The organism is Streptomyces sp. NBC_00996, assembly GCF_045162675.1.
GTDB lineage: Bacteria > Actinomycetota > Actinomycetes > Streptomycetales > Streptomycetaceae > Streptomyces.
The window spans coordinates 892,363-917,643 of record NZ_CP108723.1 but is presented as its reverse complement, the minus strand read 5'-3'; the positions used below and the strand labels follow the sequence as shown (position 1 = coordinate 917,643).

The following is a 25,281-nucleotide window of genomic DNA, read 5'->3' as shown; positions in this document are numbered from 1 at the left end:
CCCGCGCAGCTCAACGCTTCTAGGCTGAAGGGGTGAGCAACCAAGCGCCGAACGAAGCCCGCGTCATCCCTCTGCGCCCGGCGGCCACGCCGCGTCCGGCCCCTGCCGACGCCCCGGCACGAGGGCCTCAGCGGCCCCGGCCGGTCCTCGCGCCCGGGCAGACGCAACCGACGCCCGCGAGCAGGGAGCCCCTGTGGCGCGACCTCGTGGGCGACGTTCTGCGACGGGAGCGCCTCGCCCAGGAGCGCACGCTCAAGGACGTGGCCGACGCGGCCCGGATCTCCATGCCGTACCTCTCCGAGCTGGAGCGCGGCCGCAAGGAGGCTTCCTCCGAAGTCCTCGCGGCCGCCGCTCGCGCCCTCGGCCTCGGCCTCACCGACCTGCTGTCGCTGGCCCAGGACGAGCTCACCCGGCTCGCCCGGGCCGGAGCGGGCCGAGGGCGCACCACGTCGACGACCTCGACGACAACGACCTCCCGGTACGACGGCATGTGCCTGGCCGCCTGACCGGCCCGCGGTGGTCCGACCCACGTCGCGCGGCCCCGCGGGTCAGACCACTGCGAGCCGTCGGCTCAGTACGGCGTCGGCGAGCCCGTACGCCACGGCCTCCTGGGCGGTGAAGACCTTGTCGCGGTCCATGTCCGCGCGGAGTGTGGCGATGTCGTGGAGCGTGTGCCGGGACAGGACCTCCTCGACCTGGGAGCGGATGCGGAGCATCTCCTTGGCCTGCAGGGTCAGGTCCGAGACCGTGCCCTGACGTCCGCCGCTCGCCGGCTGACCGAGCAGCACGCGCGCGTGCTCCAGCACGAACCGTCGCCCGGGATCGCCCCCGGCCAGCAGCACCGCCGCGGTCGAGGCGGCCTGCCCGACGCAGAACGTCGAGATCGGCGCCTGGACGAACGTCATGGTGTCGTAGATCGCCATGAGCGAAGTGAAGGAACCCCCCGGCGAGTTGATGTAGATCGCGATCTCGCTCTCCGGGCCGGACGACTCCAGATGGAGGAGTTGCGCGATGACGACGTTCGCCACCCCGTCGTCGATCTCCGTGCCGAGAAAGATGATCCGCTCGGACAGCAACCGGCTGAAGACGTCGTACGATCGCTCGCCCTGCGGGGTCCGCTCGACGACGTTCGGAATCGTGTATGTACCCATCTCAGAGCCCCATCCGTCGCCGTGACGCGGCCGGGCGGACGTCATCGAGCGACTCCACGACCCGGTCCACCATGCCGTACTCCTTGGCCTGTTCGGCCGTGAACCAACGGTCCCGGTCGCCGTCCTGGGAGATCGTGTCCTCGCTCTGACCGGTGTGCTCGGCGGTGATCCGCTCGATTGCCTTCTTCGTGAACTCCAGGTTCTGCGCCTGGATTTCGATGTCCGCGGTGGTGCCGCCGATGCCGGCGGACGGCTGATGCATCATGATCCGCGCGTTCGGCAGCGCGAAACGCTTCCCGTGCGTGCCCACACTGAGCAGGAACTGGCCCATGCTCGCCGCGAATCCCATGGCAAGCGTCGAGACGTCGTTGGGGATCAGCCGCATCGTGTCGTAGATCGCGAGGCCCGCCGTCACCGATCCGCCCGGACTGTTGATGTACAGGCTGATGTCGGTCCGCGCGTCCTCCGCCGACAGCAGGAGCAGTTGTGCGCACACTCGGTTGGCGGACACCTCGTCGACCTGCGTGCCCAGGAAGACGATCCGCTGCGCGAGCAGCTGCGCGGCGAGATGGTCGTCGAAGCGTGAGGCAGGGGTGTCGCCCTCCTCGGCCCGCGGTGCGCGGGCCGGGTCCCAGCCGGTGATGAGTGGAGTCATCGTTCCTCCTTGTCGTGACGCGGCTGCCGTCGCCGCGCTCTCCACTCTCGGCCCGATCGTGCCCGTGGATCAGTTTTCTCTGCCCGCGGCAGATTCGCCGAGGGCAGAGGGCGCACGGGCATGGCTCGCCCCGGTCACCCCACCGATCTGCTCGAATGAGGTATGAGCATCTTCGTACGCGCACGATTCGACGCCCACGACCAACAGACAGCGGAATTCGAGGAGTTGACGCTAGCCCTGCAGGAGCAGGCGAAGGACGAGCCGGGGACTCTCACTTACCGCTGGTTCGCCGCCGGTGCCGGCAGCTATCTGGTCATCGAGGAGTACACCGACGACGAGGCCGTCGCCGTCCACCAGGAACGCGCGGCGGAACTCCTGGAGCGGACAGGGCAGTTCGCGGACCTGACGTAAGCGGAGATCTACGGCACCGTCGGACCCGAAATCCGCGCATGGGCCAAGGCACGTCCTCAGGTGACCATGTTCCCGGACTTCCCCGATCACGGCGGTACTGACAGTTGAAGCGCGCGCCCGGGCCATGGCCCCCGGGCCGTCATCGGCGGGTAGGTGACCGGGCCTCGCGCGGCGGGTCGATGAACTGCAGCTCCAGGGTCACAGGAGGTTCGGCGATGCCCGGTCCTCCCGCCCCCGCCCAACGCAGCACCTCGTCCGTGCAGTCGTCGTCCATGGCGAACCCGATCCAGGTGGCCCGGCCACCGGCCCGGCGCCCGGCACCGGACGGCTGCACGACCAGGACGTTGGCCTGGTCGCACGGGCCGAGACAGTCGGTCGTCCGTACGACGAAGCGGCCACCGGACGCGTCGGCACCGGCCCGCAGCCGCTCCAACTGCCAGGCGTGGTCAGTGCCGGGGTGCTTGCGCGGATCGCCGCAGCAGCAGCCCCGGCACACGACCAGGGTGCAGGGCCGGGAACCGGCGGCGCCGATCGCGGTCGTGCGAAACCTCTGCGGCGTGGCACCGGTCACGGAGATGCGGGTCCTTTCACCTGGGGGGCCGTTCGTTGGAGTACGGATTTCTCACGGACGGCGTGGATCATCACCGTACGAGACGCCTCTCGGGCAGTGAAGATCACCCCCCCGGCCGGTGCCCTCAGCCGGCGGTGCGAAGCCCCCGGAAGAAGGCCCACACATCCGCGATCAGCAGATCCGGCTCCTCCATCGCCGGGGCAGCAGATTCGGATGGACGCCGATGACGCGCTCGGGACGGGCCCGGCCCAACTCGCGCGAGACGGCGCCGCCCCAGTCCCCGCCCTGCACGCCGTAGCGCAGGTATCCGTGACGGTCCATCAGCGCGGCGAACGCGGCGGCCACCCGAGTGAATTCCCAGCCGGTGTCCCGCGTCGGCCCGGAGAGTCCGAATCCGGGAATGCTCGGCACGACCAGATGGAACGCGTCCGACGGATCGCCGCCGCGGGCGCGGGGATCGGTCAACGGCCCCACGGAGTCGGTGAATTCGACGATCGATCCGGGCCGGCCGTGCGTGATGAGCAGCGGAGTCGCATCCGGTTCCGGCAACCGGTTGTGCGCGAAATGAATGCGCACGACGTCGATCTCGGTCGTGAACTGCGGCCGTTCGTTGAGCCGCGCCTCCGCGGCACGCCAGTCGTACTCGTGCCGCCAATACCGTACGAGCTCCCGCGGGTAATCGCGTGGAATCCCGTACGCCCAGCCCACTCCCGGAAGTTCGTCGGGCCAGCGGGTGCGGTCGAGGCGCTGATGGAGTTCGTCCAGGTCGCTGTGGGGAAGGTCGATACGGAAGGGATGGATGCCGTGAGTGGTGTCCGTGGAGGTCATATACGCGGATGCTGACTCCGCGCGGTACCGCGCCCGCAGTGAATTTCCGGCGCCCGGCGGGCGCGTCCCAAGCCGTGGGCAGCACGTTACCGGGCGGTAGCAGGCGGGGAGGCGGCACACCCCAGGGGTGGGACCACGACGGTGCGCGCGCCACCGATGAGTTTTCGGACGAGGATCAGTCGACAGAGGTGACGACGTTTCCCGCTCGAGGAGGTACGCATGCCCGCCGACGGATTCACCACGTGTCTGTGGTTCGACGGCCAGGCCGAGGAGGCCGCGCACTACTACGTCTCGATCTTCAAGAACTCCAAGCTCGGCAGGATCGGCCGCTACACGGAATCCGGGCCGGGACCCGCCGGTTCCGTCCTGGCCGCCGAATTCGTGGCCAACGGACAGAAGTTCGTCGCCCTGAACGGAGGCCCCCAGTTCACGTTCGACGAGGCCATCTCGTTCCAGATCCACTGCGACGACCAGGAAGAGGTGGACCACTACTGGAACAAGTTCAGCGAGGACGGCGGCGAGGCAGGCCCCTGCGGCTGGATCAAGGACAAGTACGGCCTGTCCTGGCAGGTCGTCCCGAGCAGGCTCATCGACCTGATCGGCGACCCGGACCCGGAGAAGGCGGCCCGTACGACCCGGGCGATGTTCCAGATGTCCAAGCTGGACATCACGGAGCTGGAGAGGGTGCACGCGGGCGAGTAGCGGGTCGCCCGGGCGGGCCGCACGCCACGATCCGTAGATGGCGTGCGGCCCGCCCTCGTGCGGATCCGGTCAGTTCGCCGCTGCGCGGCGCCGAGTACGCGCCGCCGCAGCCGGGTTCTCCGTCGGCACGGTGACGTCGGCCTCGCCGAGCGAAGCTAGCGCCGCGTCAGCCGAGGTTCGCCCCGTCGCGACGCCCGGCGCGCTCGCCCACTGCCTCAAGGGCGTGGGAGGTGCCCCCTCTCGCCGCACCGGCCGAAAGCCCAAGTACATCCAGTACGAGGACTTCCGGCCGGCACTCCCCCAGCCTTCGGCCGGGGGGACCCCCAGAGCACGCACCGGACGCCGCTCCTTGACGGGCAAACGCTGCCTGCCGGGGCACTAGTGCACCTGTGCCGCGATCGTCCGGGTGATCTCCCGCGTGATGCGCATGATCCCGGGCGAGCGCACCGGGCAGGGCTTGGGCGTGGACGTGGTGGGCGCCAGGCAGAAGTGCAGATAGTCGTCGTCGCGGTGCAGGGCGGTGCGGTCACGGCCCGGCTGGGTGCAGTACGCGGAATGGTCGTGCTCGTACGAAGTGCACGGCAGGTACTGCGCCCAGGTGTAGCGGGCCGACGCGGGACTCACGGTCCGGCCGGCGTCGGCGACGAGGTCGCCGGAGGTGTCGGCACGCTTCTGGTACAGCGCGTTCACCCGCCGGACCCGGTCGGGAGTGATCGGGTCCGGACCCTGCAGCACCCACACGACCTTCGGAGGCCGCGCGCCTCCCGCCCGCGCGATCTGATCGGTCAGGCGCTCCGCGTCCGCCGCATAGCGCGAGAAGTACGTGTCCCGGTTCGCGGAGTAGGTGATTGCGTCCATGCACGGCGTGTAGCCCCAGGAGTTGCCCCAGAACTGGAGCACCACGTAGTCGGGCCGCAGCGAGCGCACCAGCGCGGCCGCCTTGTCCGCGGCCGGCACCAGCGACCTCTCGCCGGTGCCTTCCAGGTAGTCGCACAGGGTTGTCCCGGAGTACGGGGCGCTCGTGTAGCGCGCGTGCAACTCGTCCCGCAGGGACTGCCTGAGCACCTTCTGGTTCTCCATGGCGAGCGAGTCCCCGAGATACAGCACGGTGGGGGCCTGCGCCCCAGCGGTGGGGGAGGCGGCCGGCCGCTGACGCGTGGTCGAGGACGGTGACTTGGCGGCACCGGGCTCCGCCGGGGTGGGCGGAGCCGCCTCGGGTCCCGACGCAGGATCCCCGCAGCCACCGAGCAGCAGCCCGGCCAGCAGTACCCCCACGATCCACGGCCTTCGCATGACGCAACTCCCGCCCCGCCCACCGAAAGGGTTCCCCAGGCAAGCACAGGCCGGCACAAGGGGGAAGACATCCGTCGGCCATGGGGCGACGCTCACTCCTGCCCGGAGCCGCCCGCCAAGAGTTCCAGCAGGTCCGCGAGGGGGAGTGGCTTGGCCAGGTGGGCGTCGAATCCCGCCGCCCGGGACTGCCCGTGGTCGGCGCCCTGACTGAACCCGGAGACCGCGATGAGGCGCAGCTTGTCGCCGTGCGGGCGGGAGCGCACCTCGCGGGCGACCGTGTAACCGTCGATGTCCGGCAGCCCCAGGTCGCACAGGACGACGTCGAAGAGGTGGGACGCGGTGGCCGTGAGGGCGTCCGCGCCGGTGTGTACGGCCGTGACGTGGTGACCCTGGCGTTCCAGCAAGGTGCGGTAGGTCGTGGCCAGGTCGGTGTTGTCCTCGACGATCAGAATGGCCAGCTGCCGTGGCGCGGGGTGGGCGTGCCCCGCGCGGCGCGGCTGCGCAGTGTCGGCGAGGGCGAGCGGCAGCAGCGCGGTGAACGAGGCGCCGGTCCCCGGTCCGTCGCTGTGCGCGCTGATCCGGCCGCCGTGGAGTTCGACGATCGTCCGGGCCACCGCGAGTCCCAGGCCGAGCCCCTCGGGGGTGCTGGGGCCCGCCGGAGCCGCCCGCATGAAGACCCCGAACAGCTCCTCGGCCTGCCCCGGGTCGAAACCGATCCCGTCGTCCGCGACGCACAGACGCGCCTGCCTGTCCTCCGTCGACAGCCACACCCGCGTACGGCCGCCCGGTGGCGTGTACTTGAGCGCGTTGGACAGCAGGTTGGTCAGCACCTGGGCCAGCCGCAGCCGGTCCCCGTGCACGAGCACCGGACCGGCGGGCAGATCGACGTCGAGCGTGCGGCCCTCGTGCCCGAACAGGCTACGGATGTCGGCGCAGGCGCCGTGCACGACCGAGCACAGGTCCGTCCGCTCGCGCACCAGCTCCAGGCGTCCGGTCACCGCCCGTGTCCCGTCGAGCAGATCGTTGCTCATCCGCACCAGCGTGCCCAGCTGCCGTTCCAGGACCGACAGCGCCGGATGACCCTCCGGCAGATCGAACGCGAGCAGTTCGGTGGCCGCGGTGGCGGCGGCGAGCGGATTGCGCAACTCGTGCGAGAGAGTGGCGATGAACCGGTCCTTCGCCTGCTGTTCCTCCTGCAGCGTCCGTCCCGCGGCGTCGAGTTCGGCATTGGCGCGGCTGAGCTGCTCATTGACCTCGCGGATCTCCCGGGCACGGACGAAGAGATCGATCTCCATGCCCTCGGCGCGCATTTGCGCCTCGGCGACGGCACGCTCCTGTTCGCGCCCGACCCGGCGCAGATGGACGAAGTCGGTGACGTCCTCGACCCGGTGGATGATGTGCGTCACCCGTCCCTCGCCGTCCCTCACCGGTGTGTTGACCGGGCTCCAGTACCGCTCGACGAACGCTCCCGCCCCGCCCGTCGGTATGTCGTAGCGCTGCAACGCCATCGTGTCGGTACGGCCGGTGTCCACCACGCTCTGCAACGAGCGGCGCAGGTTTGCCACCCCGTCCGCCGACGGGTCGTCCGGGTTGTCGGGGAACACGTCGAAGATGGGGCGTCCGACGATGCTCCGGTCGGTACGAGTGGCCGTCAGGTACGCCCGGTTGACCTCCACGATCGTGAAGTCGGGCGCGAGGACGAGCAGCGGGGAGAGGGTCGCGTCGAACAGGCCCTGGAAGTCCGGGGCGGGATGCGGGGTGCTCGCGGACATGACGGCCCTCAGGGATCGAGTCGGTAGCCGAAGCCGCGCACCGTGGTGATCCGCGGTGCGGGCGTGGGGAGTCCGGAGAGCTTGCCGCGCAGCCGGTAGACGTGTTCGACGACGGTCGCGGGCTGCTGCCAGGACGCTCCCCAGAGCTGCTCGAGCAGTTGCTCGGCGGAGAAGACCCGGCCGGGGGAGCGGGCCAGCAGCTCCAACAGGGCGTACTCCTTGGGCCGCAGCGCCAGCGGGATGCCCGCGACGGCGGCCTGGTGCGCCGCCGTGTCGACGCGCAGCGCCCCGACCTCCACGACGACCGGCACGTCGGGCGGCTGGGAACGGCGCAGCACCGCACGGATCCTGGCCACGAGTTCGCGCTGCGAGAAGGGCTTGACCAGGTAGTCGTCCGCGCCGATCTCCAGGCCCGCCACCCGGTCCGCCTCACCGCCGCGCCCGGAGACGACGATCACCGGGAGGCGGCTGGTGGAGCGCAGGGCGCGCAGCAGTTCCAGGCCACTGCCGTCCGGCAGCCCCAGATCGAGAACGACGAGGGCGATGCCGCCGTCGTGCATGGCGGCCTTGCCCGCCCGGGCGTCGATCGCCCACGTGACGGTGAACCCCGCACGCTCCAGATAGGTACGGCACATCAGTGCGAAATCGGGATCGTCTTCTATCAACGCGAGGTGAGGACGCATCCCGCACCACCCGGCCCAGCTGCCGCCGCTCCCACGTTGTTTCGCTGGTGAGCGGGCGTTGATGCCCCGACCATGTGGCGAAGGTAGAACAGAAACTGCCCACGGTTCAAGGGGGAGCCGCCCGGGGGGAGTTCCGGCGCGGGCTCGTGCGGTGCGGGGATGGAGCACCGTCGCACGAACCCGTGCCGGGACGCGCGGGCAGTCACCTCCGGGTGCCACCGTGACCAGGCCGGGTACGGCACGAGACGTGCCCGCGCGTCGCCCACAGAACGGAAACGGACAGGTTGAACGAGCACGCCCTGGAGCGGATCGACGCCGTTGCCTGGCCACTGCCCAGCGACCACGCCCACCTCTACGCGGGAGTCGGTCTGCCGCTCGTCGAGCTGCGCGGCGACATCGACCTGGCCGCTGTCGGCCACGTGCACCCGTGGCTGAACTCGGTCGCGGCGCTGCCCGCCCGGCTGTACATCGCGGACCTGCGCCCCACGACCTTCATCGACAGCACCGGCCTGGGCATGGTGCTGCGCTTCCGTGAGCGGGTCACGCGCGGCGACATGGACTTCGGTCTGCTCTGTCCGCGCCGCGTCCACCGGTTGCTTCGCGTGCACGGTACGTGGGACGTGCTCAGACCCGCGGCGACACTGGGCGAAGTCCTCGCCGGGCGGAGCCGGCGGAGCGCCTGCTGACCGGTGTCACGTCGGATGTCGACGGCGGATGCGAGCGGCCATCACCGCCACATCGTCCTCCGCGTGATGGGCGTCGAGCTTGAGGAGGACTTCGTCGAGCTGTGCTTCGACGGCCGCCCCCGGCGGCAGGCGCAGCTCGGCCAGCCGGGCGAGTGACTCGTCGATGTCCTCGCCACGGCGCTCCACCAGACCGTCGGTGAACATCAGCAGGGTGTCGTCGGGCGCGAGCGCGCGGGTGGCCAGCTCGTAGCCGCCGATCCCGGTGCCCAGCGGGGGACCGACCAGCGGCTCCAGCAGTTCACCGCTCCCGCCCCCGGCGAAGACCACCGGGGGCAGGTGCCCGGCCGAGGCGATCGCCGCCGCACCGCGGGCCGGGTCGACCTGGACCAGCAGACAGGTGGCCGGACGCCGGGTGCCGTCCTCGGCGACCGCGGCGTCCAGGCGGCGCAGCACCCGGTGCGGCGGCAGATCCGTGGAGGCGACATAGCGCAGCATCGAGCGGTACGCGTTCATGTCCACCGCCGCGTCCAGACCGTGTCCCATGACGTCGCCCACGACCAGCAGGGTGCGCCCGAAGTGCAGCCGTACGGTCTCGAACCAGTCCCCGCCCACCAGGGTGCCGCCCCCGGCCGGCAGATAGCGGGTGGCCAGATCGATGTTCGGATGCGGTCGGCCCGGTTCGGCCAGCAGCGCCCGCTGGAGGCTGAGCACCGTACTGCGCACGGCGTTGTGCTGGCGTGAATGGCCGAGATGGACGGCGGCGAGACGTGTCGCGTAGTGCGTGCCGGTGGTCTCCGCGTCGGTGAACGCCAGCCCCTGCCGGATGGCCAGCAGCACCCCGTACAGGCGCCCGTGCGCGAGCAGCGGCACGGTCATGACCTGCCGCGGGACCAGGCCGGACAGATCGATCGAGGCGGTGATCGGATGCCCCTCGTCCAGCGCCCGCACGGACAGCGGCCGCGCGCCGTGCGGGGGCCACGGGGCCAGCAGATCGCTGCTGCCCGCCATGGCGACACGGGATAGTTCCGGGTCGCGCGACTGCTGGGCGGCCGGGACGTCCGCGGGCAGCAGATCCACCGCCGCGGCGTCGCAGAAGTGCCGGCACACGAATGCGGCGAGTTCGATGCACGTGGTCCGCTCGTCGAGCGTGGAGCCGATCGACTCGACGGCGTCGTCCATCGCGCCGAACGGCGCCCCCATGCCCTCGGAGTTCTCACCGCCTCGGCCTGCCATGGCACCTCCACCGCCGCACACGCCTGGATCCATCCACGCACGCGAGCGGCGGACCCGCATGCTCAGTGTCGCGGCGGAAGGTCGTTCACCAGTACGGCCGCCCCGTCGAAACGGCCCGCCTCGAGATCCTTGAGGGCTTGCTGCGCCTCGGACAGCGGGTAGGGGTGCGTTGTCGCCCGTACGCCGTGCCGGGCCGCGAGCGCCAGGAAGGTCCGGCCGTCCTCACGCGTGTTGGAGGTGACGCTGCGCAGCTCCTTCTCGTAGAACAGTTCGCGCTCGTAGCGCAGCGGCGGGGTGTCGCTCAGGTGGATCCCCGCGACCGACAGGACCCCGCCCCGGTCGAGTGCCCGCAGCGCGACCGGGACCAGGTCACCGACCGGCGCGAACAGGATCGCGCTGTCCAGCGGCTCGGGGGGCTCGTCGTACGCCCCCCGGGCGGACGCGGCGCCGAGGTCGAGCGCCAGCCGCCGCGCGGCCGGGTCGCGGGTCAGTACGTGCACGGTGGCGCCCTGCGCGATGGCGAGCTGCGCGCACAGGTGGGCGCTGCCGCCGAAGCCGTACAGCCCGAGCCGCCCGCCGGGCGGCAGCGAGGCCCGCAACAGCGCGCGGTAGCCGATGATGCCCGCGCACAGCAGCGGTGCCAGGGCGATGTCGTCCACGTCGTCGGGCAGCCGGTACGCGTAGGCGGCCGGGACGGTCGTGTACTCCGCGTAGCCGCCGTCAGCGTCCCAGCCGGTGTACTCGGACGCCGGGCAGAGATTCTCCGAGCCGCGCACGCAGTACCGGCACGTGCCGTCCGTGCGGCGCAGCCAGGCGACGCCCACCCGGTCACTGAGGGCGAAGCCGCTCACGTCGTCGCCGATCCCCGCGACCCTGCCGACGACCTCGTGCCCCGGCGTCACCCCCGGCCTGCGCACGGGCAGGTCGCCCTCGGCGACATGGAGATCGGTACGGCACACCCCGCAGGCGCGGACGTGCACGAGGAGCTCGTCGGGCCCCGGCGTCGGCACGGGCTTCTCGACGAAGCGCAGTGGATCCCCGCCGATCGGCCCGGGCCGAGTCACTTCCCACGCGTGCATCATCCAGTGCCCCGTCCTGTCGACGACCACCTGTGCTCGCTCTCCAGTGTCGTGCAGGCCGCTCCGCTCGGCGCGCGATCCGGGCGAAGCCTGGCTAGTGCCGCGTCAGCCGAGGTTCGCCCCGTCGCGACGCCCGGCACGCTCCCCCACTGCCTCAAGGGCGTGGGAGGTGCCCCCACTCGCCGCACCGGCCGAAAGCCCAAGTACATCCAGTACGAGGACTTCCGGCCGGCACTCCCCCAGCCTTCGGCCGGGGGGACCCCCAGAGCACGCACCGGACGCCGCTCCTTGACGGGCAAACCCTGGCTGACGCGGCACTGGCGTGAAACGCGCAACCGTTCATCGAACCGGAGAAGGTCGACGTCATGGCCGTGCAGCCTGAGGGAAAGCCCTGTTGGGCGGACGCGATGTTCAGCGATGTCGAGGGGGCCAAGAGTTTCTACGGTGACGTACTGGGCTGGACTTTCGGCGAATCGTCCTCCGCGTACGGCAACTACACACAGGCGTACGCCAACGGCAAGGCGGTGGCCGCCGTCGTCCCGGCGATGACCGGGCAGGAGGGCCACTCCGCCTGGTGCCTGTACTTCGCCTCGCCCGACGCCGCCGCGGCCGCCACGAAGATCAAGGACTATGGCGGTGAGGTGCTGATGGAGCCGATGCAGGTCGGCGAGTTCGGCACCATGGCGCTGGGCCGTGACCCCAGCGGCGTCGTCTTCGGCGTCTGGCAGGCGGGCACCCACGAGGGCTTCGAGGCGACGGCCGTGCCCGGCGCGTACGCCTGGGCCGAGGTCTTCACCCGTGAGCCCGAGAAGTCCGACGCGTTCTTCCCCGCCGTCTTCCCGCTCGGCGCCAAGCAGGTCGAGGACGATGCCGTCGACTTCCGGATCTTCAGCCTGGGCGAGGAACCCGTTCTGGGCCGCATGAAGATGACGGACGACTTCCCGATCGAGGTGCCGCCCTGTATCAACGTGTACTTCACCGTCGAGAACTGCGACGCGGCGGTGGCGAAGGCGACGGAGCGCGGCGGCATCCTGCGCTTCGGGCCCATGGACAGCCCGTTCGGCCGGTTCGCGGCACTGAGCGACCCGCAGGGCGCGTCGTTCTCCGTCATCGACATGACGACGACCCAGGGAGACATGCCGAAGATGACCGACGTGTCCTGAGGCATTCCCTCGCGAGGGCAACCGCGTTGATGCGGTACTCGTCCCTTCTTGTGGCCGCGGTACCCCCGGGTGGCCGGATCCCCCACAAGGACGGCGAGCGAAAGAGACCGCATGCTTCGCATTCACTTCACCTCGCACGATCTGCAGAACATTCGCGTGGCCCGGCAACCCGATCCGCTGTGGGAACTGATCTGCAGCGTCTGCCGGTTGGAAACCGGGCAGGGACCGCTCGATTTCGGTCACTGGCGGCGCGCGGCCCACGACCGGCTCGCCCAGGACGCGGTCGCGGGCCGCGCGCTGCGCCCGCTGCGGACCCTGATCCCCGCGGCCGGCTACATCCCGGACTTCCTCACCCCGCCCGTGACGGGCGGCGGCCTGTCGGCCGGCCTCGACCAGTTGCAGCGCACTCCCCGCACACGGCTGGTCCGGGAGCTGACGCGGCTGGCCGAGTCGCGCCCCGTGCCGAACTGGACGACCTCGCTGGGCCGACCCGGCAGCGACGCGCTCAAGTCCCTGGCGGGGGCCCTCGGGATCTACTTCCGCGCCCTGCTGGAACCGTACTGGCCGCACATCCGAACGGCCGTCGGCAACGATGTCGACCTGCGCTCCCGTGCCCTCCTCGACGGCGGCACCGGGGCCCTCCTCGACGGGCTGCGCCCACTTGCCCGCTGGAGGCCTCCCGTGCTCGAAGTGGACTACCCCACCGAGCGCGACCTGTACCTGGAAGGCCGCGGCCTGCTCCTCGTCCCGTCCTTCTTCTGCTGGCGCCGGCCGACCGCGCTGGCGGACCCGGGCCTCGATCCGGTGCTCGTCTACCCGGTACGGAAGGCTCCCCTTGCCGTCGCGCACGGCACGGACGACGGCCTCGAACGTCTGCTGGGCCGCACCAGAGCCGCCGTCCTGACGGAGGTGGCGAGCCGCACCGCCCGCACCACTTCCGAAATCGCCCTGGCGCTGGGGATCGCACTGCCAAGTGTCAGCTACCAGATCGGCGTCCTGCGCGACGGAGGACTGGTGACCAGCCATCGCGAAGGCAAGTACGTCCTGCACATGGCCACTCCGCTGGGCCTGCGGCTCCTTGGCGCGGGCAGTCTCTCCGGCGCCCGGTGAACCCGCGGCGGGAGCCGGTGAACCCGCGGCGCCGGTCCCTGGGCGGAGCGTGGCATGATCGGGGCCATGCCTGAACGCGTTGTGGCCGCCTGTGACGGGGCTTCGAAGGGAAACCCGGGACCCGCCGGATGGGCCTGGGTCGTCGCCGACGGGGAGGAGACTCCCACCCGCTGGGAGGCCGGCCCGCTGGGCACGGCGACCAACAACGTCGCCGAACTCACCGCGCTGGAACGTCTGTTGACGGCGATCGCCCCGGACGTGCCGCTGGAGATCCGGATGGACTCCCAGTACGCGATGAAGGCCGTCACGACCTGGCTGCCCGGCTGGAAGCGCAAGGGCTGGAAGACTGCCGCCGGAAAGCCCGTCGCCAACCAGGAACTGGTCGCCCGCATCGACGAGCTCCTCGACGGCCGCACCGTGGAGTTCCGCTACGTCCCCGCGCACCAGGTCGACGGCGACCGCCTCAACGACTTCGCCGACCGCGCCGCGAGCCAGGCGGCCACCGTCCAGCAGCCCGCGGGCAGCGACCTCGGGTCCCCGGAGCCGCCGCCGTCGCCCGACACCCCGGCGCCCGCGCGCCGCCGCAGCTCCACGAAGAGCGCGGCGCGGCCGAGCACGTCGAGCCGCACGATCAAGGCCAAGTTCCCCGGCCGCTGCGTCTGCGGCCGCTCCTACGCCGCGGGCGAGCCCATCGCCAAGAACGGCCAGGGGTGGGGGCACCCGGAGTGCCGTACCGCCGACACGAGCAACGCGTAGGCGCTCGCCGCGTCAGGAGACTTCGCGCAGGCAGGCGCTCATGGCCAGGTCCTCGTCGAGCTTCGCCACGACCTGAGCGGCGAGCGCGGCGGGGAAGTCCCGGAGCGTCCACTCCTCGACGAGGCCCAAGAACCCGGCGAGCGCGCTCCGCGCGGATTCGAGCAGTACCGAAAGTTCACTCAAGGCCAGTTCGATCGGCCGGCCGGCCGGGCGTTGCTCGTCCGGCCAGAGGCGGACGAGCGGTCCGGAGTGCTCGACGCCGGGCGTCGGGTCGTGGCCGAGCCAGGGCGTTTCGCCGTTCAGCAGAATCTGCCAGTCCCGCCAGTTCTCCAGACCGAAGCAGCACCCCGGCGGCATGGTGACTCCGGTGGCGGGGTCCCGGAGCCGCAGACCGCCCGGAGCGACGACGGATTCGACGGACACCAGACGGCGCAGCATCGCGAGGCCGTCCGCGGGTCCCGGGTCATGACGCTTGCGCTGCGTCTTGTTGTAGCCGGCCAGGACCGCCATCGCGGTACCGACCTCGAGCGGCGACAGGTCGCCGGAGAGGACGAGCAACGGGTCCGCGGGCGGGCCGGCGGTGGTCCACAGCGCGAAGTCGGCGGCTTCGTAGGTCTCCAGTACAGGCTCCATGATCAGCACGCCTGTCATTCTGCCGATCGGCGCCGATGAGCGCGGCTCCATTTCCGCGGGTTCCGGGGGCCCCTCGTGCGGGGAGCCCCCGGGGCGGGAACCGGCCCTGATCAGTCGGTGTCGAACGTGTAGTGCGCGCTGTGATCCAGCAGATCCGCCGGCCGTACGTCGTTCCAGGGCTTCATCGTCTCGCCGAGGTCGACGACGTCGGGGGTGCCGGCCGTCGGCAGATAGCCCGAGTCGGGGTGGCGGCGCTGCCAGTCGGCCCACAGCTTGTCTATGTAGGCGTGGTGGAGCCAGAAGACGGGGTCGTTGGGGGAGACGCCGGTGGCCATCTGCCCGCCGACCCAGACATGGACGCGGTTGTGCAGATTGACGCCACGCCAGCCTTCGAGGTGATTGCGGAAGCCGTCCGAGGCGCTGTTCCACGGCGCCATGTCGTAGGTGGCCATGGCGAGCACGGACTCCACCTCGGCGCGGGTCGGCAGCTCCCGGGCGCCGCTGCCGAGCGATCTGCGCAGGTACGTACGGCTGTCGACGCGCACAGTGATCGGCCAGTTGCCCGACGAGGCCGCGAACGGGCCGTCCATCACCCGGCCGTCCAGGCTGCGCCCCGTGCCGCCGAGGAAGTCGGGCGCCCACAGGGACGAACGCGTCGAGCGGTCGGCGCTCCAGTCCCAGTACGGCAGCGCGACGGAGGAGTCGACGGACTGCAGTGCCTGCTCGAACTCGATGAGGAGGCGGCGGTGCCAGGGCAGGAACGACGGTGAACGGTGGCCCGTGCGCTCGCCGTTGTCGGTGTCACCCATGATGAAGGCGTTGTGCGTCGTGACGAAGGCGTCGTAACGGCCACTTCGCTTGAGCTGCACGAGTGCGTCGACGAAACGCCGCTTCTCGTCGGAGGTCAGGCTCGCCTGGTTCTTGCGTACGGTCATGTGCGGGACTCCACGATCTGCTTGCGGGTTGGGTCAGTTGGCGTCGAAGGGGACGAGCGGTGCCCCCTGCAGCTCCACGACCGCGGCGCGGGCGGCGGCGCGCGGGGTGGCCACGGGGGCGTAGTGACTGACGACACTGATCCAGCTGCTGTCGGCGTTCTGCATCACATGCAGCTCCACGTCGTCGACGAACACGGCGTAGCCGGCGCCGTGGTGGTGACCGCCCCCGCTGACGGCGCGGCCCACTATGCGGCGGCCGCGGTAGACCTCGTCGAAGGTTTCCGGCCCGCCGTGGTGGTGTCCGTCGGCCGACACCCCCGGTGCGGCGGACACAGAGGGTGCGGTTGCGGCCTGGGTACCGGCCACGGCGGCCAGTGCGGCCGCGGCCCCGAGGGCACGACGACGAGTGAGTTCCGGCATGCGAAGACCTCCTGCGATCAGTCCTGTTGACGACTCGGTATGCCTAGCGGGTCGTCAAAGAGCGGGAGAAATCGGCGAATGTCGGTTGGCTACGATCCGGACAATTAAGTAAATGTCGTGCAAACTTGAACGAAGATGATCTTGCTGTCAAGAGTGCTCGCGACCTACCGGAACGTGAAATTCCTCCCGTTGGGCGGCCCGCTGTCGGTGATCTTGTCGAGGTGAGCCGTCGCGAGTGGTGTGGCTCACGCCCGCAAGGTGACGTGAACTCCCGGGGTTGAAACCGACTGCTCGCCGGCCGGAGCGCTGCGCGAGCGCCCGGAACTCGAGTGCTCCCTCACGCATGACGAGCGGACCCGCAGATCCGCGCTCCTGCCGGTCCAGTGCGCGGCCCATCGCAGCGCCCAGTGGTACGAGAACCCCCGCGCTGCATCCGCCTCCCACCGGCGCAGATGTTCGCCCTGCTCGGGCAGCGCCACTCTCAGCTGCTTCCGTACGTCGGGCCGAAGCTGTACTACCGGATCGACCGCGCTGCCGGACAAATGGAGGTGCGGCGCCGGTTCAAGCGCCGGCGGGGCCCGCGGGTGGCCCGCACGGTGCGGGCCCCCTCCCACCGGCAGCCACGCGGCGACCAGTCGAACGCTCTTGGGGTGAATAGAGATTCACCGGTATGGTGAATTGTCATTCACTCATTTTCGCGTCGACTTCTGGAGTATCAATGGCGGCCCTGCGCGATCGGCTGGCAGTCCCTGTCCTGGCATTCGGCGGGATCCTCATGGCCGTCATGCAGACCGTCGTGGTGCCGTTGCTGCCGGACCTGCCGCGGCTGACGGGCGCCTCGGCGAGCGCGGTCTCCTGGATGGTGACGGCGACGCTGCTGTCCGGAGCGGTGCTGACGCCCGTGCTGGGCCGCGCGGGAGACATGTACGGCAAGCGGCGCGTGCTGCTGATGGCGCTCGGGCTGATGACCGTGGGGTCGCTCCTGTGCGCCGTCACGTCGGACATCGGCGTGCTCATCGCGGCGCGAGCCCTGCAGGGTGCCGCGGCCGCAGTCGTACCGCTGTCGATCAGCATCCTGCGGGACGAACTGCCTCCGGAACGCACGGGTTCCGCTGTGGCGCTGATGAGCTCCACCGTGGGCATCGGCGCCGCCCTCGGCCTGCCGCTCGCCGCGCTGGTCGTCCAGTACGCGAACTGGCACGTCATGTTCTGGGCGACGACGGCGCTGGGTGCCGTCGGCCTCGCGCTGGCGTGGTGGGCGGTGCGCGAGTCGCCCGTCCGCGAGCCGGGCCGCTTCGACACGGTGGGCGCGGTGGGCCTGGCGGCGGGGCTCATATGCCTGCTGCTGGGCGTGTCGCAGGGGGGTACCTGGGGCTGGGGCGGCGCCCGGATCCTGGGCCTGTTCGTGGCCTGCGTCCTCATCCTGACCCTGTGGTGGATACAGCAGCGGCGTACCGAACGGCCGCTGGTCGACCTGAAGCTGGCCGCCCGCCCACGGGTCGCCCTGCCGCACATCGCCGCGCTCCTGACGGGCTTCGCCTTCTACGGGAACTCCCTGGTGACGGCGCAGCTGGTGCAGGCGCCGAAGGAGACCGGCTACGGGCTCGGGCTGTCCATCGTGGCGACCGGCCTGTGTCTGCTGCCGGGCGGCGTCACGATGCTGTTGCTCTCGCCCGTCTCGGCGCGCATCTCGGCCGCCCGCGGCCCCCGGGTGACGCTGGCCCTCGGGACCGCGATCATCGCCGTCGGCTATGTCATACGCATCATGGACAGCAGCGACCTATGGCTGATCATCCTGGGGGCCACGGTCTGCGCGATCGGCACGACGCTCGCCTACTCCGCCCTGCCCACCCTGATCCTGCGCGCCGTGCCCGCCGGACAGACCGCGTCCGCCAACGGTGTCAACGTCCTGATGCGCACCATCGGGCAGGCCGTGTGCAGCGCCGCCGTGGCCGCCGTCCTGGTCCACCACACGAGCCTCGTCGGCGGTGCCCCGCTGCCCACGCTGCACGGTTATCTGCTGGCCTTCGCCATGGCGGGTACGGTCGCAGTGGTGGCCTGCGCCGCCGCCCTCTCGATACCCGCCGACCCCGCCTCGCGCGACACCCGACGGACCAGCGGCCGCACCGGAGCGCCCCGCGACGAGGCCCTCGAAGGAGCATGAGCACCGTGACCAGCCCGCGCCCAGGTCTCACGGCACCGCCTGCCGCCCCGCCGCGCCGTGACGCCGAGGCGACGAAGGCCGCCATCCTGCGCGCGGCCCGCCATCTGCTGGCCCGGCACGCCCACGCGGACATCACGCTCAAAGCGGTCGCCGACCGGGCGGGGGTGAGCGCGCCGCTGATCCTGAAGTACTTCGGCAACAAGGACGCGCTGTTCGCGCGGGTCATGTCCTTCGAGTCCGATGCCGAAGCCCTGCTGGCCGCGCCCCTGGAGGATCTCGGCCGCCATATGGTCCGCCATCTGCTGGAGGGCCAGACCCAGCGTGGCGCCGATCCCATCCTGCGGATCGTCTTCGCCCCGATCCAGGGCGAGCAGGGTGACATCCTGCGGACCAACTTCCGCACCCAGGTCAGCGACCGCCTCGCCGAGCGCCTCGGCGGACCCGACGCCGGCCTGCGTGCCGAACTCGCCGTCGGCACGCTGCTCGGCCTCGGCGTGATGTACGGCATCGCCCGCGGCACCCGCCTGCGCGCCACCGCGATCGATGACATCGTCGACCGGTACGGCCCGACAGTGCAGGCCCAGCTCACGCCGTGAGCCGAGGAGAACGCGACTGACGGATTCCCGAACGCCGGTCCCGACTCAGTTCACCCCGTGCGGCCGGAACTGAATGCTGATCCGCGGTCCCGACGCCCGCGCCGATTTGGGGATGGCGTGCTCCCAGGTGCGCTGGCAGGAGCCGCCCATCACGATCAGGTCGCCGTGCCCGAGGGGGCGCCGCACGGTGTCGCCGCCCCGGCGCGGACGCAGCAGCAGATCGCGCGGGGCGCCGACCGACAGGATGGCGACCATGGTGTCCTCGCGCGCGCCCCGGCCGATCCGGTCCCCGTGCCAGGCCACGCTGTCCCGGCCGTCCCGGTAGTAGCAGAGCCCTGCCGTGGTGAACGGTTCGCCGAGCTCGGCGGCGTAGTGCGCGGACAGCGCGTCCCGTGCCTCGTCCAGGATCGGGTGCGGCAGCGGATCACCGGCGTGGTAGTAGGCGAGCAGCCGCGGTACGTCCACCGTGTGTTCGTACATCTGCCGCCGCTCCACCCGCCACGGCACCTCGGCGGCGAGTCGGGCGAAGAGCGCGTCGGCCCCACCGAGCCACCCGGGCAACAGGTCGATCCAGGCCCCGTCACCCAGCACCGTGCGGCGCATCGCGTTCAGCGGACCGAGCCGGAGCTCGTCGGTCTGGTCGAAGAGCGAACCCTGGAGGTGCATGGCCATACGACCAGCGTACCTCCATAATCGAATATATGTTCAATTGACGTGGTGGCCGCCTCGCTCACCAGGGGAGCGGCCCGTCGGCGTCGAAGTAGCCTCCCGTGGGCCCGTCCGGGCCGATCTGCGCCATCCGGACGATGATCTCGGCGCCCTCCTCGACGGTCTGGGTACCCGTGCGGCCGTTCAGGTCGGTCGCGGTGTAGCCCGGCTCGACCGCGTTGATCCGTATCGCCGGGAACGCCTTCGCGTACTGCACGGTGATCATGTTGACCGTGGTCTTCGACGCCGGATAGGCGACGCCCGGGTAGGCGTACGCCGGGGTGGCGGGGTCGGTGACACCGGCCATCGAGCCCAGGCCGCTGCTCACGTTCACCACGACCGGAGCGGTCGACCGCTGCAGCAGTGGCAGGAACGCGTGGGTGACGCGGACGACGCCGAAGACGTTCGTCTCGAACAGCTCCCGCATCATCTCGGCGGTCACGTCCGCCGCGCCGATCACGGTGTTCCCCGCACCGCGCTGTTCGACGCCGGCGTTGTTGATGAGTACATCGAGGCCGCCGTCGGCCTCGACGGTCTTCGCCGCGGCGGCGACGGACGCGTCGTCGGTGACGTCGAGGACGACCAGCCGCGCCCCCAGCTGTTCGGCGGCCCGGCGCCCGCGCTCCGGGTCCCGGCTGCCCAGGTGGACGGTGTGACCCGCCGCGATGAGTCGGCGTGCGGTCTCGAATCCGAGACCCTTGTTCGCTCCGGTGATCAGTGTCGTAGTCATGGCTCCAGGTTCCGCGCCGATCGCGGGGTCAGCCAGGAGTCCCGTCTTCCTGGGACTGTCAGTACCAGGCATGTCCGCGCCGGGCGGTGCACAGTGGTGGCATGGCGAGCACGGAGTTCGGGCAGACGGTACGGCGGTGGCGCGACCGGGTCTCACCGCAAGCGGCCGGGTTGGCCGCGGGCGGCCACCGGCGTGCGGCCGGGCTGCGCCGCGAGGAGCTGGCCCTGCTGGCCGGGATCTCGGTCGACTACATCACCCGCCTCGAACAGGGCCGGGCTACCAACCCGTCGGAGCAGGTCGTCGAGGCGCTGGGTCGCGCTCTGCGGCTGTCGGCGGCCGAGCGGGAACATCTCTTCCATGTCGCCGGGCTCGTCCCGCCGGGACGGGACTCGGTGCCCGCCCACATCACGCCGAGCGTGCAACGGCTGCTGGACCGGCTGGCCGGGACGCCCGTCGCGGTCTACGACGCGGCCTGGACGCTGCTGCTGGTCAACCCGCTGTACGCGGCCCTGATGGACGATCCCTCCAGCTGGCGCGGCAACGAGCGCAACGGGGTGTGGCGCAATTTCGTCGGCCCCGGCAGCCGCGTCCATCGCTCTCCCGAGGCCCAGCGCGCGTTCGAGGCAGCGCTCGTCGCCGACCTGCGTGCGACCGCGAGCCGGTATCCGGCGGACCAGCGATTGCGGCGCCTGATCGCGGAACTGCGGGCGAACAGCGACCGGTTCGCCGAGCTGTGGGATTCCGGACTGGTGGGCCGGCACGAGGCGTCTCGCAAGACCGTTCACCACCCGCAGGCGGGCCCTTTGACGCTCGACTGCGATGTGCTCAGCGTCGCCGGCAGCGACCTGCGCATCATGATCTACACCGCCGAGCCCGACACGGGGGACGCGGAACGCCTTGAGCTGCTCGGAATGCTCGGCACTCAGGCCCTCGCGGAGTCCTAGGACGTCCTAGGACTCCTGCCGCCCCGAGGCCGCGGCGTCGCCCTTCGGTGTGTTGGCCAGCCAGTACGCGCCGAGCCGTGGGTCCCAGTCGAAACCGTCGAGCACCCTGACCGCCTTGGCCAGGAGTTCGTCGCCGCTATCCGGCCAGGCCTCGAATCCGCTGTCGCCGAGATCACCGACGGCCATGAGCCCGCTGTCGAGGAGCCGCCGGAGCAGCTCGGCCGCGACGTCACGGAAGTCCGCGCCCCGGGCCTGCGCGACATCCTCGGCCAGACCGAGGAGCCGGTCCACGGGGACCCAGTCGTCCAAGCCCTCCTCGGTGAGCTCTCGGAAGATGGCATGGTCATTCACGGGGCAGACGCACCTTCCATCCTTTCCTCGACTCAGCCGGGGAGACGTCGGCTCATGGCGACGTGCGACGAACCGACCAACGACCGACCGACTTCGCGGACACGACCTGTTCGAGCTCGCCCAGGACCTCGCGGATCACATGCTCGGCGTTGGCCGCGATCACGGGATTCGTCGTGCGGTAGTAGGGAAGTTGGAGCAGGGCCATGGACAGGGCCCAACCGCGCCCGCGGGCCCATGTGGCGTCGTCCGTGCCCACCGCGTGCCGGAAGGCGGGCCTCGCCTCGGCGGGGAGGAGATTCCAGGCGGCGATCAGGTCGCACGCGGGGTCGCCGGTGCCGAGGGTGGCGAAGTCGAGGACGGCGGTGAGACGGCCCTGGCGGGTGAGGAGGTTCATGGGCATCAGATCCGAGTGGACCCACGTGGGCGGGCCGGTCCACAGCGGCGCGCTCAGCGCCGCCTCCCAGGCCGCCGTCGCGGCCGACGTGTCGATCGTGCCGTGGAGTTCGTCGATGGCGGAGCGCGTGGCGTCGTCCACGGTCGTCAGCGGCCCGCCCCGGTAGGCGGGCGGGCCGCCGGGCAGGTCGACCTGCCACAGCGCGCGGACGAACCCGCCGAGGTCGGTGGCCAGCGCACTCGCGTCCGTGAGGCGCCCGGGGACGGGGAGCTCGCCGTCGAGCCAGCGAAGCACGGCCCAGCGCCACGGATACCCCTCCCCGGGTGCACCGACGGCGAGGATCTCGGGAACGGGGAACGGCAGCAGAGGCGCGAGCCGCGGCAGCCATTCCCACTCCTTGTCCACGTCGCCGGCGCCCTCCGGGATGCGGGGGAGGCGTACGGCCAGGTCGGCGCCGAGTCGGTAGACGGCGTTGACGGTTCCGGCCGACTCGACACGCTTCAGCGGCAGGTCGGCCCAGTTGGGGAACTGCCCGGCCAGCAGCCGTCGTACGAGCGCGTCGTCGATCCGCATCTCATGGGCGTGCATGGGACCTGACGGCATGGGCGCCTGCTTCCTGTGGGAGAGGTCAACTTGCGCCATCCTGAGCCTCGTTCGGGCTTCCGCGCACCGCATTTTGGCCTCCTCGTCACTCCAGGCAACCTTGCGGGCGCCGCCGTCGTCTTGATCGGCAACGGGTGGGCAGCGCGTGCACCGCAGTGAACCAGGGATTTCCAGGTGGAAATCCGGCGCACTATACCCTCTGCGTATACATGCCATGTATACGCAGAGGGTATAGCCGGGTCGTCACGTGCCGCCGATCGACAGGAACCAAGAACAGCCCGCATCGGCGGCCGACGCGTGAGTGCGTCCCGACCGGTGGCATACGGAAAGGCATACATGTACGGCAAGGCCTTCGCCCCGGAGTACCAGGGCGCTTTGACCACCCTGTCCGTGAACTCCTCGCTGACCGACGTTCTCGCGGCCGGTACCGAGCAACTGCGCGCCGCCGAGCGCTCGGGGGCGCGTACCGAGGCGGCCCGTTCGGGTCTCGCGGTCGCCGAGGCGCACCGTCGCCTCGGGCAGGTGGCGGACGCCGACCGGGCGTGGAAGGCGAGTTATCGCACGGCTCGCGAGGCCGGGGACACCGGGGCGATGGCGTGGGCGCTGTGGAGCGGCGGCACGCTGGCCCGGCAGCGCGGCGCTTTCCCGCTGGCGTGGCGGCTGCTGCGACTGGCCGCCGAACTCGGTGAGCAGGCGGGCGATGTGGTCGTCCGCGGCTACTCCCTGGCGGGAATGGCGGAGACCGGCCGCATCCAGGGCGACTACGCGGCCGTGACTGCCCTGCACGAACAGCTCCTGGCCGAGGCCCGTAAGCGCGGCGAGGCCCGGCACACCGTGTGGGCCCTGGAGGGCATCGCGCAGATACACCGCAACACCGGTGCCCACGACACCGCGTACGCCATGTTCGAGGAGGCGGCCGAGATCGCCGCGCGCGCCGAGGACCGGCGCGGCCACGCCTGGGCCCTGCGCGGCCTCGCGGACATCGTCTCCGTACGCGACCAGGACGCGGACCGCGCGCTGACCCTGCTGAGCGAGGCGGAGGTGTCCTGCCGCGCGATGAACCTGTCCGGCGCGCTCGCCTACAACCACAAGATGCGCGGCAACGTCCTCTACCGGGCCGGGCGTTACGACCAGGCCCGCGAGGTCTACGCGCAGGCGCTCGCGGAGTTCGAGGCGATGAGCGAGCCGCGCGGCCGGGCGCTGTCCCGGCTCGGACTCGTCAAGTCCCTGGCGCGCCTCGGTCGTGACCGTGCCGAGACCGCCGCCGACCTGACCGAACTGGCCCGCGTACTGGAGGGCATCGGACTGCGTCACGCCCGGCAGATGGTCGAACGAGCACGGACGGAACTCGGTTTGACGCCGGAACCCGAGGGCGCCGACGCGGAGGCCGCCCGATGACCTCCACGGCCCTGCAGTCACCGCCCACCGCGCCACAGATCCTGCGCCGCTGCCGTGAACTGGTCGCACCGGCCCTCGCGGAGGCGATCGACGGACTGCACCCCTGGGTGGCGGAGATGGTCGGATACGCGCTGGGCCGCTGCGAGATCGGCGGCGCCCCCGCGACCCACAGCCAGGGCAAGGGCGTACGGCAGGCGCTGGCCGTCCTGGGCGCGGAGGCGGCCGGAGGTCCCGGTGCGGCGGGCGTGCCGGGTGCTGTCGCGGTGGAACTCGTGCACACCTTCTCGCTGCTGCACGACGACATCATGGACGGCGACGCGCTGCGCCGCGGCCGTCCCGCGCTCTGGAAGGCGTACGGCACCGGCCCTGCCGTACTCGCCGGCGACGCCCTCTTCGCCCTGGCCGTGGAGACCCTCACCGCGGCGCCCGCGACTGCGCACGCCGCGGCGGCCGTACGGCATCTGACCACGGCCCTGCGCGACCTGGTCCACGGCCAGGCGGACGACCTGCTGTTCGCCGACCGCCCCTGGACCGGGCCCGAGGCGGTCGGTGTGGGGGAGTACGAGTCGATGGCCGAGCACAAGACCGGCGCTCTGCTCGGCTGTGCGCTGGCCCTGGGCGCCCAACTGGCCGGAGCGCCGCCGGAGACCGCTGCCGCACTGGACCGTGCCGGGCGTCATCTCGGAGTGGCCTTCCAGATCGCCGACGACCTTCTGGGTATCTGGGGTGAACCGGTCGTCACGGGCAAACCGGTCCACAGCGATCTGCGTCAGGGAAAGAAGACCCTCCCGGTCCTCGTCGCTCTGAACGCGCCCGGCCATTCCGCCCTCGCCGAACTCCTCGCCTGCCCGGCCGCCCTCGACGACACCGGCGTACGCAAGGCGGCGGCCCTCGTCGAGCGGGCCGGCGGTCGTACGGCTGCGCTGCGCGAGGCCCGCCGTCACCTCGACGCGGCGGACGCGCTGCTGGCGACGGCGTCGCTCGCCCCGCGTCCCGCCGAGGAACTGCGCTCCCTGCTGTCCTCCCTCGCCCACCGGGCGATCTGACACCTCCACGCCTGCGGACCCGTCCGCTCCGGGCCGGAGGCGCTGCGACCTCCGTCACATGTGCGCCTCGGCGGGCCTTGTCAGGCAACCGCCTCATCCCCCCTCACATCTGTCCGGGCGACGCGCAGTTGGTCACCTGTTGATCACCGAGAAGCGAACATTCGTAAAGAGATCACCCGGAAAGTAATAAAAGGGATCTTTCGTCTTTACATGTACATGGCAAATCGCTGAAGGTGTCGCATCGGGGCCAAGCAGCCCCCACGGCG

The 25,281-nt window shown here is 71.1% G+C and carries 27 protein-coding genes and 2 pseudogenes; 13 read left to right on the top strand and 16 right to left on the bottom strand.

Going from position 1 to position 25,281, the window contains the following annotated elements:
* Window positions 1-32: 32 nt before the first annotated feature.
* Window positions 33-506 carry a helix-turn-helix domain-containing protein gene (locus tag OG390_RS04685; RefSeq protein ID WP_406165170.1) on the top strand — a complete coding sequence of 158 codons (474 nt, stop codon included), beginning with the start codon at window positions 33-35 and terminating at the stop codon, window positions 504-506.
* Window positions 507-548: 42 nt separating this feature from the next.
* Here the strand turns inward: OG390_RS04685 and OG390_RS04680 are convergent, their stop codons facing one another.
* Window positions 549-1,151 carry a ClpP family protease gene (locus tag OG390_RS04680; RefSeq protein ID WP_406165168.1) on the bottom strand — a complete coding sequence of 201 codons (603 nt, stop codon included), beginning with the start codon at window positions 1,149-1,151 and terminating at the stop codon, window positions 549-551.
* 1 nt (window position 1,152) lies between these two features.
* Complete coding sequence (locus OG390_RS04675; RefSeq protein ID WP_406165166.1) at window positions 1,153-1,806, bottom strand: ATP-dependent Clp protease proteolytic subunit; 654 nt, start codon at window positions 1,804-1,806, stop codon at window positions 1,153-1,155.
* 162 nt (window positions 1,807-1,968) lie between these two features.
* On the opposite strand from OG390_RS04675, the gene OG390_RS04670 reads away from it, so the two are divergent.
* Window positions 1,969-2,217 (top strand): putative quinol monooxygenase, encoded by a 249-nt coding sequence (locus OG390_RS04670; protein ID WP_406165164.1) that lies wholly within the window; start codon window positions 1,969-1,971, stop codon window positions 2,215-2,217.
* A 139-nt stretch (window positions 2,218-2,356) separates the two neighbouring features.
* On the opposite strand, the gene OG390_RS04665 is transcribed toward OG390_RS04670, so the two are convergent.
* Together OG390_RS04665 and OG390_RS04660 are read right to left on the bottom strand one after the other, a co-directional pair.
* The gene (locus tag OG390_RS04665; RefSeq protein WP_406165162.1) at window positions 2,357-2,788 is read right to left on the bottom strand and encodes a (2Fe-2S) ferredoxin domain-containing protein; all 432 of its coding nucleotides are present in this window, start codon (window positions 2,786-2,788) and stop codon (window positions 2,357-2,359) included.
* Between the two features lie 198 nt (window positions 2,789-2,986).
* A pseudogene (locus tag OG390_RS04660) lies at window positions 2,987-3,616 on the bottom strand (epoxide hydrolase family protein); the annotation flags it as partial.
* 219 nt (window positions 3,617-3,835) lie between these two features.
* Here OG390_RS04660 and OG390_RS04655 point away from each other — a divergent pair.
* The gene (locus tag OG390_RS04655) at window positions 3,836-4,318 is read left to right on the top strand and encodes a VOC family protein (RefSeq protein WP_406165160.1); all 483 of its coding nucleotides are present in this window, start codon (window positions 3,836-3,838) and stop codon (window positions 4,316-4,318) included.
* 378 nt (window positions 4,319-4,696) lie between these two features.
* On the opposite strand, the gene OG390_RS04650 is transcribed toward OG390_RS04655, so the two are convergent.
* The 3 genes from OG390_RS04650 to OG390_RS04640 form a co-directional block, all read right to left on the bottom strand.
* The gene (locus OG390_RS04650; protein ID WP_406165158.1) at window positions 4,697-5,611 is read right to left on the bottom strand and encodes an SGNH/GDSL hydrolase family protein; all 915 of its coding nucleotides are present in this window, start codon (window positions 5,609-5,611) and stop codon (window positions 4,697-4,699) included.
* 92 nt (window positions 5,612-5,703) lie between these two features.
* Complete coding sequence (locus OG390_RS04645; protein WP_406165156.1) at window positions 5,704-7,383, bottom strand: ATP-binding protein; 1,680 nt, start codon at window positions 7,381-7,383, stop codon at window positions 5,704-5,706.
* Window positions 7,384-7,391: 8 nt separating this feature from the next.
* Window positions 7,392-8,066: a response regulator transcription factor gene (locus OG390_RS04640; protein ID WP_406165154.1), complete on the bottom strand. Its 675-nt coding sequence runs from the start codon at window positions 8,064-8,066 to the stop codon at window positions 7,392-7,394.
* A 284-nt stretch (window positions 8,067-8,350) separates the two neighbouring features.
* Between OG390_RS04640 and OG390_RS04635 the strand changes: the two genes are divergently transcribed.
* On the top strand, window positions 8,351-8,752 hold the full coding sequence (locus tag OG390_RS04635; RefSeq protein WP_406165153.1) for an STAS domain-containing protein: 402 nt from the start codon (window positions 8,351-8,353) through the stop codon (window positions 8,750-8,752).
* Window positions 8,753-8,758: 6 nt separating this feature from the next.
* On the opposite strand, the gene OG390_RS04630 is transcribed toward OG390_RS04635, so the two are convergent.
* Together OG390_RS04630 and OG390_RS04625 are read right to left on the bottom strand one after the other, a co-directional pair.
* On the bottom strand, window positions 8,759-9,985 hold the full coding sequence (locus OG390_RS04630) for a PP2C family protein-serine/threonine phosphatase (RefSeq protein WP_406165151.1): 1,227 nt from the start codon (window positions 9,983-9,985) through the stop codon (window positions 8,759-8,761).
* 62 nt (window positions 9,986-10,047) lie between these two features.
* Window positions 10,048-11,064 (bottom strand): zinc-binding alcohol dehydrogenase family protein, encoded by a 1,017-nt coding sequence (locus OG390_RS04625; protein ID WP_406177498.1) that lies wholly within the window; start codon window positions 11,062-11,064, stop codon window positions 10,048-10,050.
* Window positions 11,065-11,429: 365 nt separating this feature from the next.
* Between OG390_RS04625 and OG390_RS04620 the strand changes: the two genes are divergently transcribed.
* The 3 genes from OG390_RS04620 (at window position 11,430) to OG390_RS04610 (ending at window position 14,093) form a co-directional block, all read left to right on the top strand.
* Entirely contained in the window at window positions 11,430-12,227 is a 798-nt protein-coding gene (locus OG390_RS04620; RefSeq protein WP_406165149.1) for a VOC family protein, read from the top strand.
* Window positions 12,228-12,338: 111 nt separating this feature from the next.
* Window positions 12,339-13,337 (top strand): ArsR/SmtB family transcription factor, encoded by a 999-nt coding sequence (locus OG390_RS04615; RefSeq protein WP_406165147.1) that lies wholly within the window; start codon window positions 12,339-12,341, stop codon window positions 13,335-13,337.
* Between the two features lie 54 nt (window positions 13,338-13,391).
* Window positions 13,392-14,093, top strand: a complete 702-nt coding sequence (locus OG390_RS04610; protein WP_406165145.1) for a ribonuclease H — start codon at window positions 13,392-13,394, stop codon at window positions 14,091-14,093.
* A 12-nt stretch (window positions 14,094-14,105) separates the two neighbouring features.
* On the opposite strand, the gene OG390_RS04605 is transcribed toward OG390_RS04610, so the two are convergent.
* The 3 genes from OG390_RS04605 to OG390_RS04595 all read right to left on the bottom strand — a co-directional run bounded on the left by OG390_RS04605 (window position 14,106) and on the right by OG390_RS04595 (window position 16,081).
* Entirely contained in the window at window positions 14,106-14,735 is a 630-nt protein-coding gene (locus tag OG390_RS04605) for a hypothetical protein (RefSeq protein WP_406165143.1), read from the bottom strand.
* A 101-nt stretch (window positions 14,736-14,836) separates the two neighbouring features.
* Window positions 14,837-15,661: a tyrosinase family protein gene (locus tag OG390_RS04600; RefSeq protein ID WP_406165141.1), complete on the bottom strand. Its 825-nt coding sequence runs from the start codon at window positions 15,659-15,661 to the stop codon at window positions 14,837-14,839.
* A gap of 33 nt (window positions 15,662-15,694) precedes the next feature.
* On the bottom strand, window positions 15,695-16,081 hold the full coding sequence (locus OG390_RS04595; protein WP_406165139.1) for a tyrosinase family oxidase copper chaperone: 387 nt from the start codon (window positions 16,079-16,081) through the stop codon (window positions 15,695-15,697).
* Between the two features lie 297 nt (window positions 16,082-16,378).
* Between OG390_RS04595 and OG390_RS04590 the strand changes: the two are divergent.
* From OG390_RS04590 to OG390_RS04580, 3 genes and pseudogenes are all read left to right on the top strand, one after another.
* Window positions 16,379-16,758: pseudogene (locus tag OG390_RS04590) on the top strand (hypothetical protein); the annotation flags it as partial.
* Between the two features lie 41 nt (window positions 16,759-16,799).
* On the top strand, window positions 16,800-18,245 hold the full coding sequence (locus OG390_RS04585; RefSeq protein ID WP_406165137.1) for an MFS transporter: 1,446 nt from the start codon (window positions 16,800-16,802) through the stop codon (window positions 18,243-18,245).
* The gene (locus OG390_RS04580; RefSeq protein ID WP_406165135.1) at window positions 18,242-18,841 is read left to right on the top strand and encodes a TetR family transcriptional regulator; all 600 of its coding nucleotides are present in this window, start codon (window positions 18,242-18,244) and stop codon (window positions 18,839-18,841) included. Before OG390_RS04585 ends, OG390_RS04580 begins: the two co-directional genes overlap by 4 nt.
* Before the next feature lie 45 nt (window positions 18,842-18,886).
* On the opposite strand, the gene OG390_RS04575 is transcribed toward OG390_RS04580, so the two are convergent.
* Window positions 18,887-19,513: an alpha-ketoglutarate-dependent dioxygenase AlkB gene (locus tag OG390_RS04575; protein WP_406165133.1), complete on the bottom strand. Its 627-nt coding sequence runs from the start codon at window positions 19,511-19,513 to the stop codon at window positions 18,887-18,889.
* Between the two features lie 58 nt (window positions 19,514-19,571).
* Window positions 19,572-20,279, bottom strand: a complete 708-nt coding sequence (locus OG390_RS04570) for an SDR family oxidoreductase (protein WP_406165131.1) — start codon at window positions 20,277-20,279, stop codon at window positions 19,572-19,574.
* A 101-nt stretch (window positions 20,280-20,380) separates the two neighbouring features.
* Here OG390_RS04570 and OG390_RS04565 point away from each other — a divergent pair, with 101 nt between their 5' ends.
* The gene (locus OG390_RS04565) at window positions 20,381-21,223 is read left to right on the top strand and encodes a helix-turn-helix transcriptional regulator (RefSeq protein WP_406165129.1); all 843 of its coding nucleotides are present in this window, start codon (window positions 20,381-20,383) and stop codon (window positions 21,221-21,223) included.
* 6 nt (window positions 21,224-21,229) lie between these two features.
* On the opposite strand, the gene OG390_RS04560 is transcribed toward OG390_RS04565, so the two are convergent.
* Both OG390_RS04560 and OG390_RS04555 read right to left on the bottom strand, forming a co-directional pair.
* Window positions 21,230-21,574: a hypothetical protein gene (locus OG390_RS04560; protein ID WP_406165127.1), complete on the bottom strand. Its 345-nt coding sequence runs from the start codon at window positions 21,572-21,574 to the stop codon at window positions 21,230-21,232.
* A gap of 52 nt (window positions 21,575-21,626) precedes the next feature.
* Complete coding sequence (locus OG390_RS04555; RefSeq protein WP_406165126.1) at window positions 21,627-22,571, bottom strand: aminoglycoside phosphotransferase family protein; 945 nt, start codon at window positions 22,569-22,571, stop codon at window positions 21,627-21,629.
* Window positions 22,572-22,907: 336 nt separating this feature from the next.
* On the opposite strand from OG390_RS04555, the gene OG390_RS04550 reads away from it, so the two are divergent.
* Window positions 22,908-23,969 carry a tetratricopeptide repeat protein gene (locus OG390_RS04550; RefSeq protein WP_406165124.1) on the top strand — a complete coding sequence of 354 codons (1,062 nt, stop codon included), beginning with the start codon at window positions 22,908-22,910 and terminating at the stop codon, window positions 23,967-23,969.
* A complete protein-coding gene (locus tag OG390_RS04545) occupies window positions 23,966-25,015 on the top strand; it encodes a polyprenyl synthetase family protein (protein WP_406165122.1) in 1,050 nt (349 codons plus the stop codon). Before OG390_RS04550 ends, OG390_RS04545 begins: the two co-directional genes overlap by 4 nt.
* The last annotated feature ends 266 nt before the right edge of the window (window positions 25,016-25,281 follow it).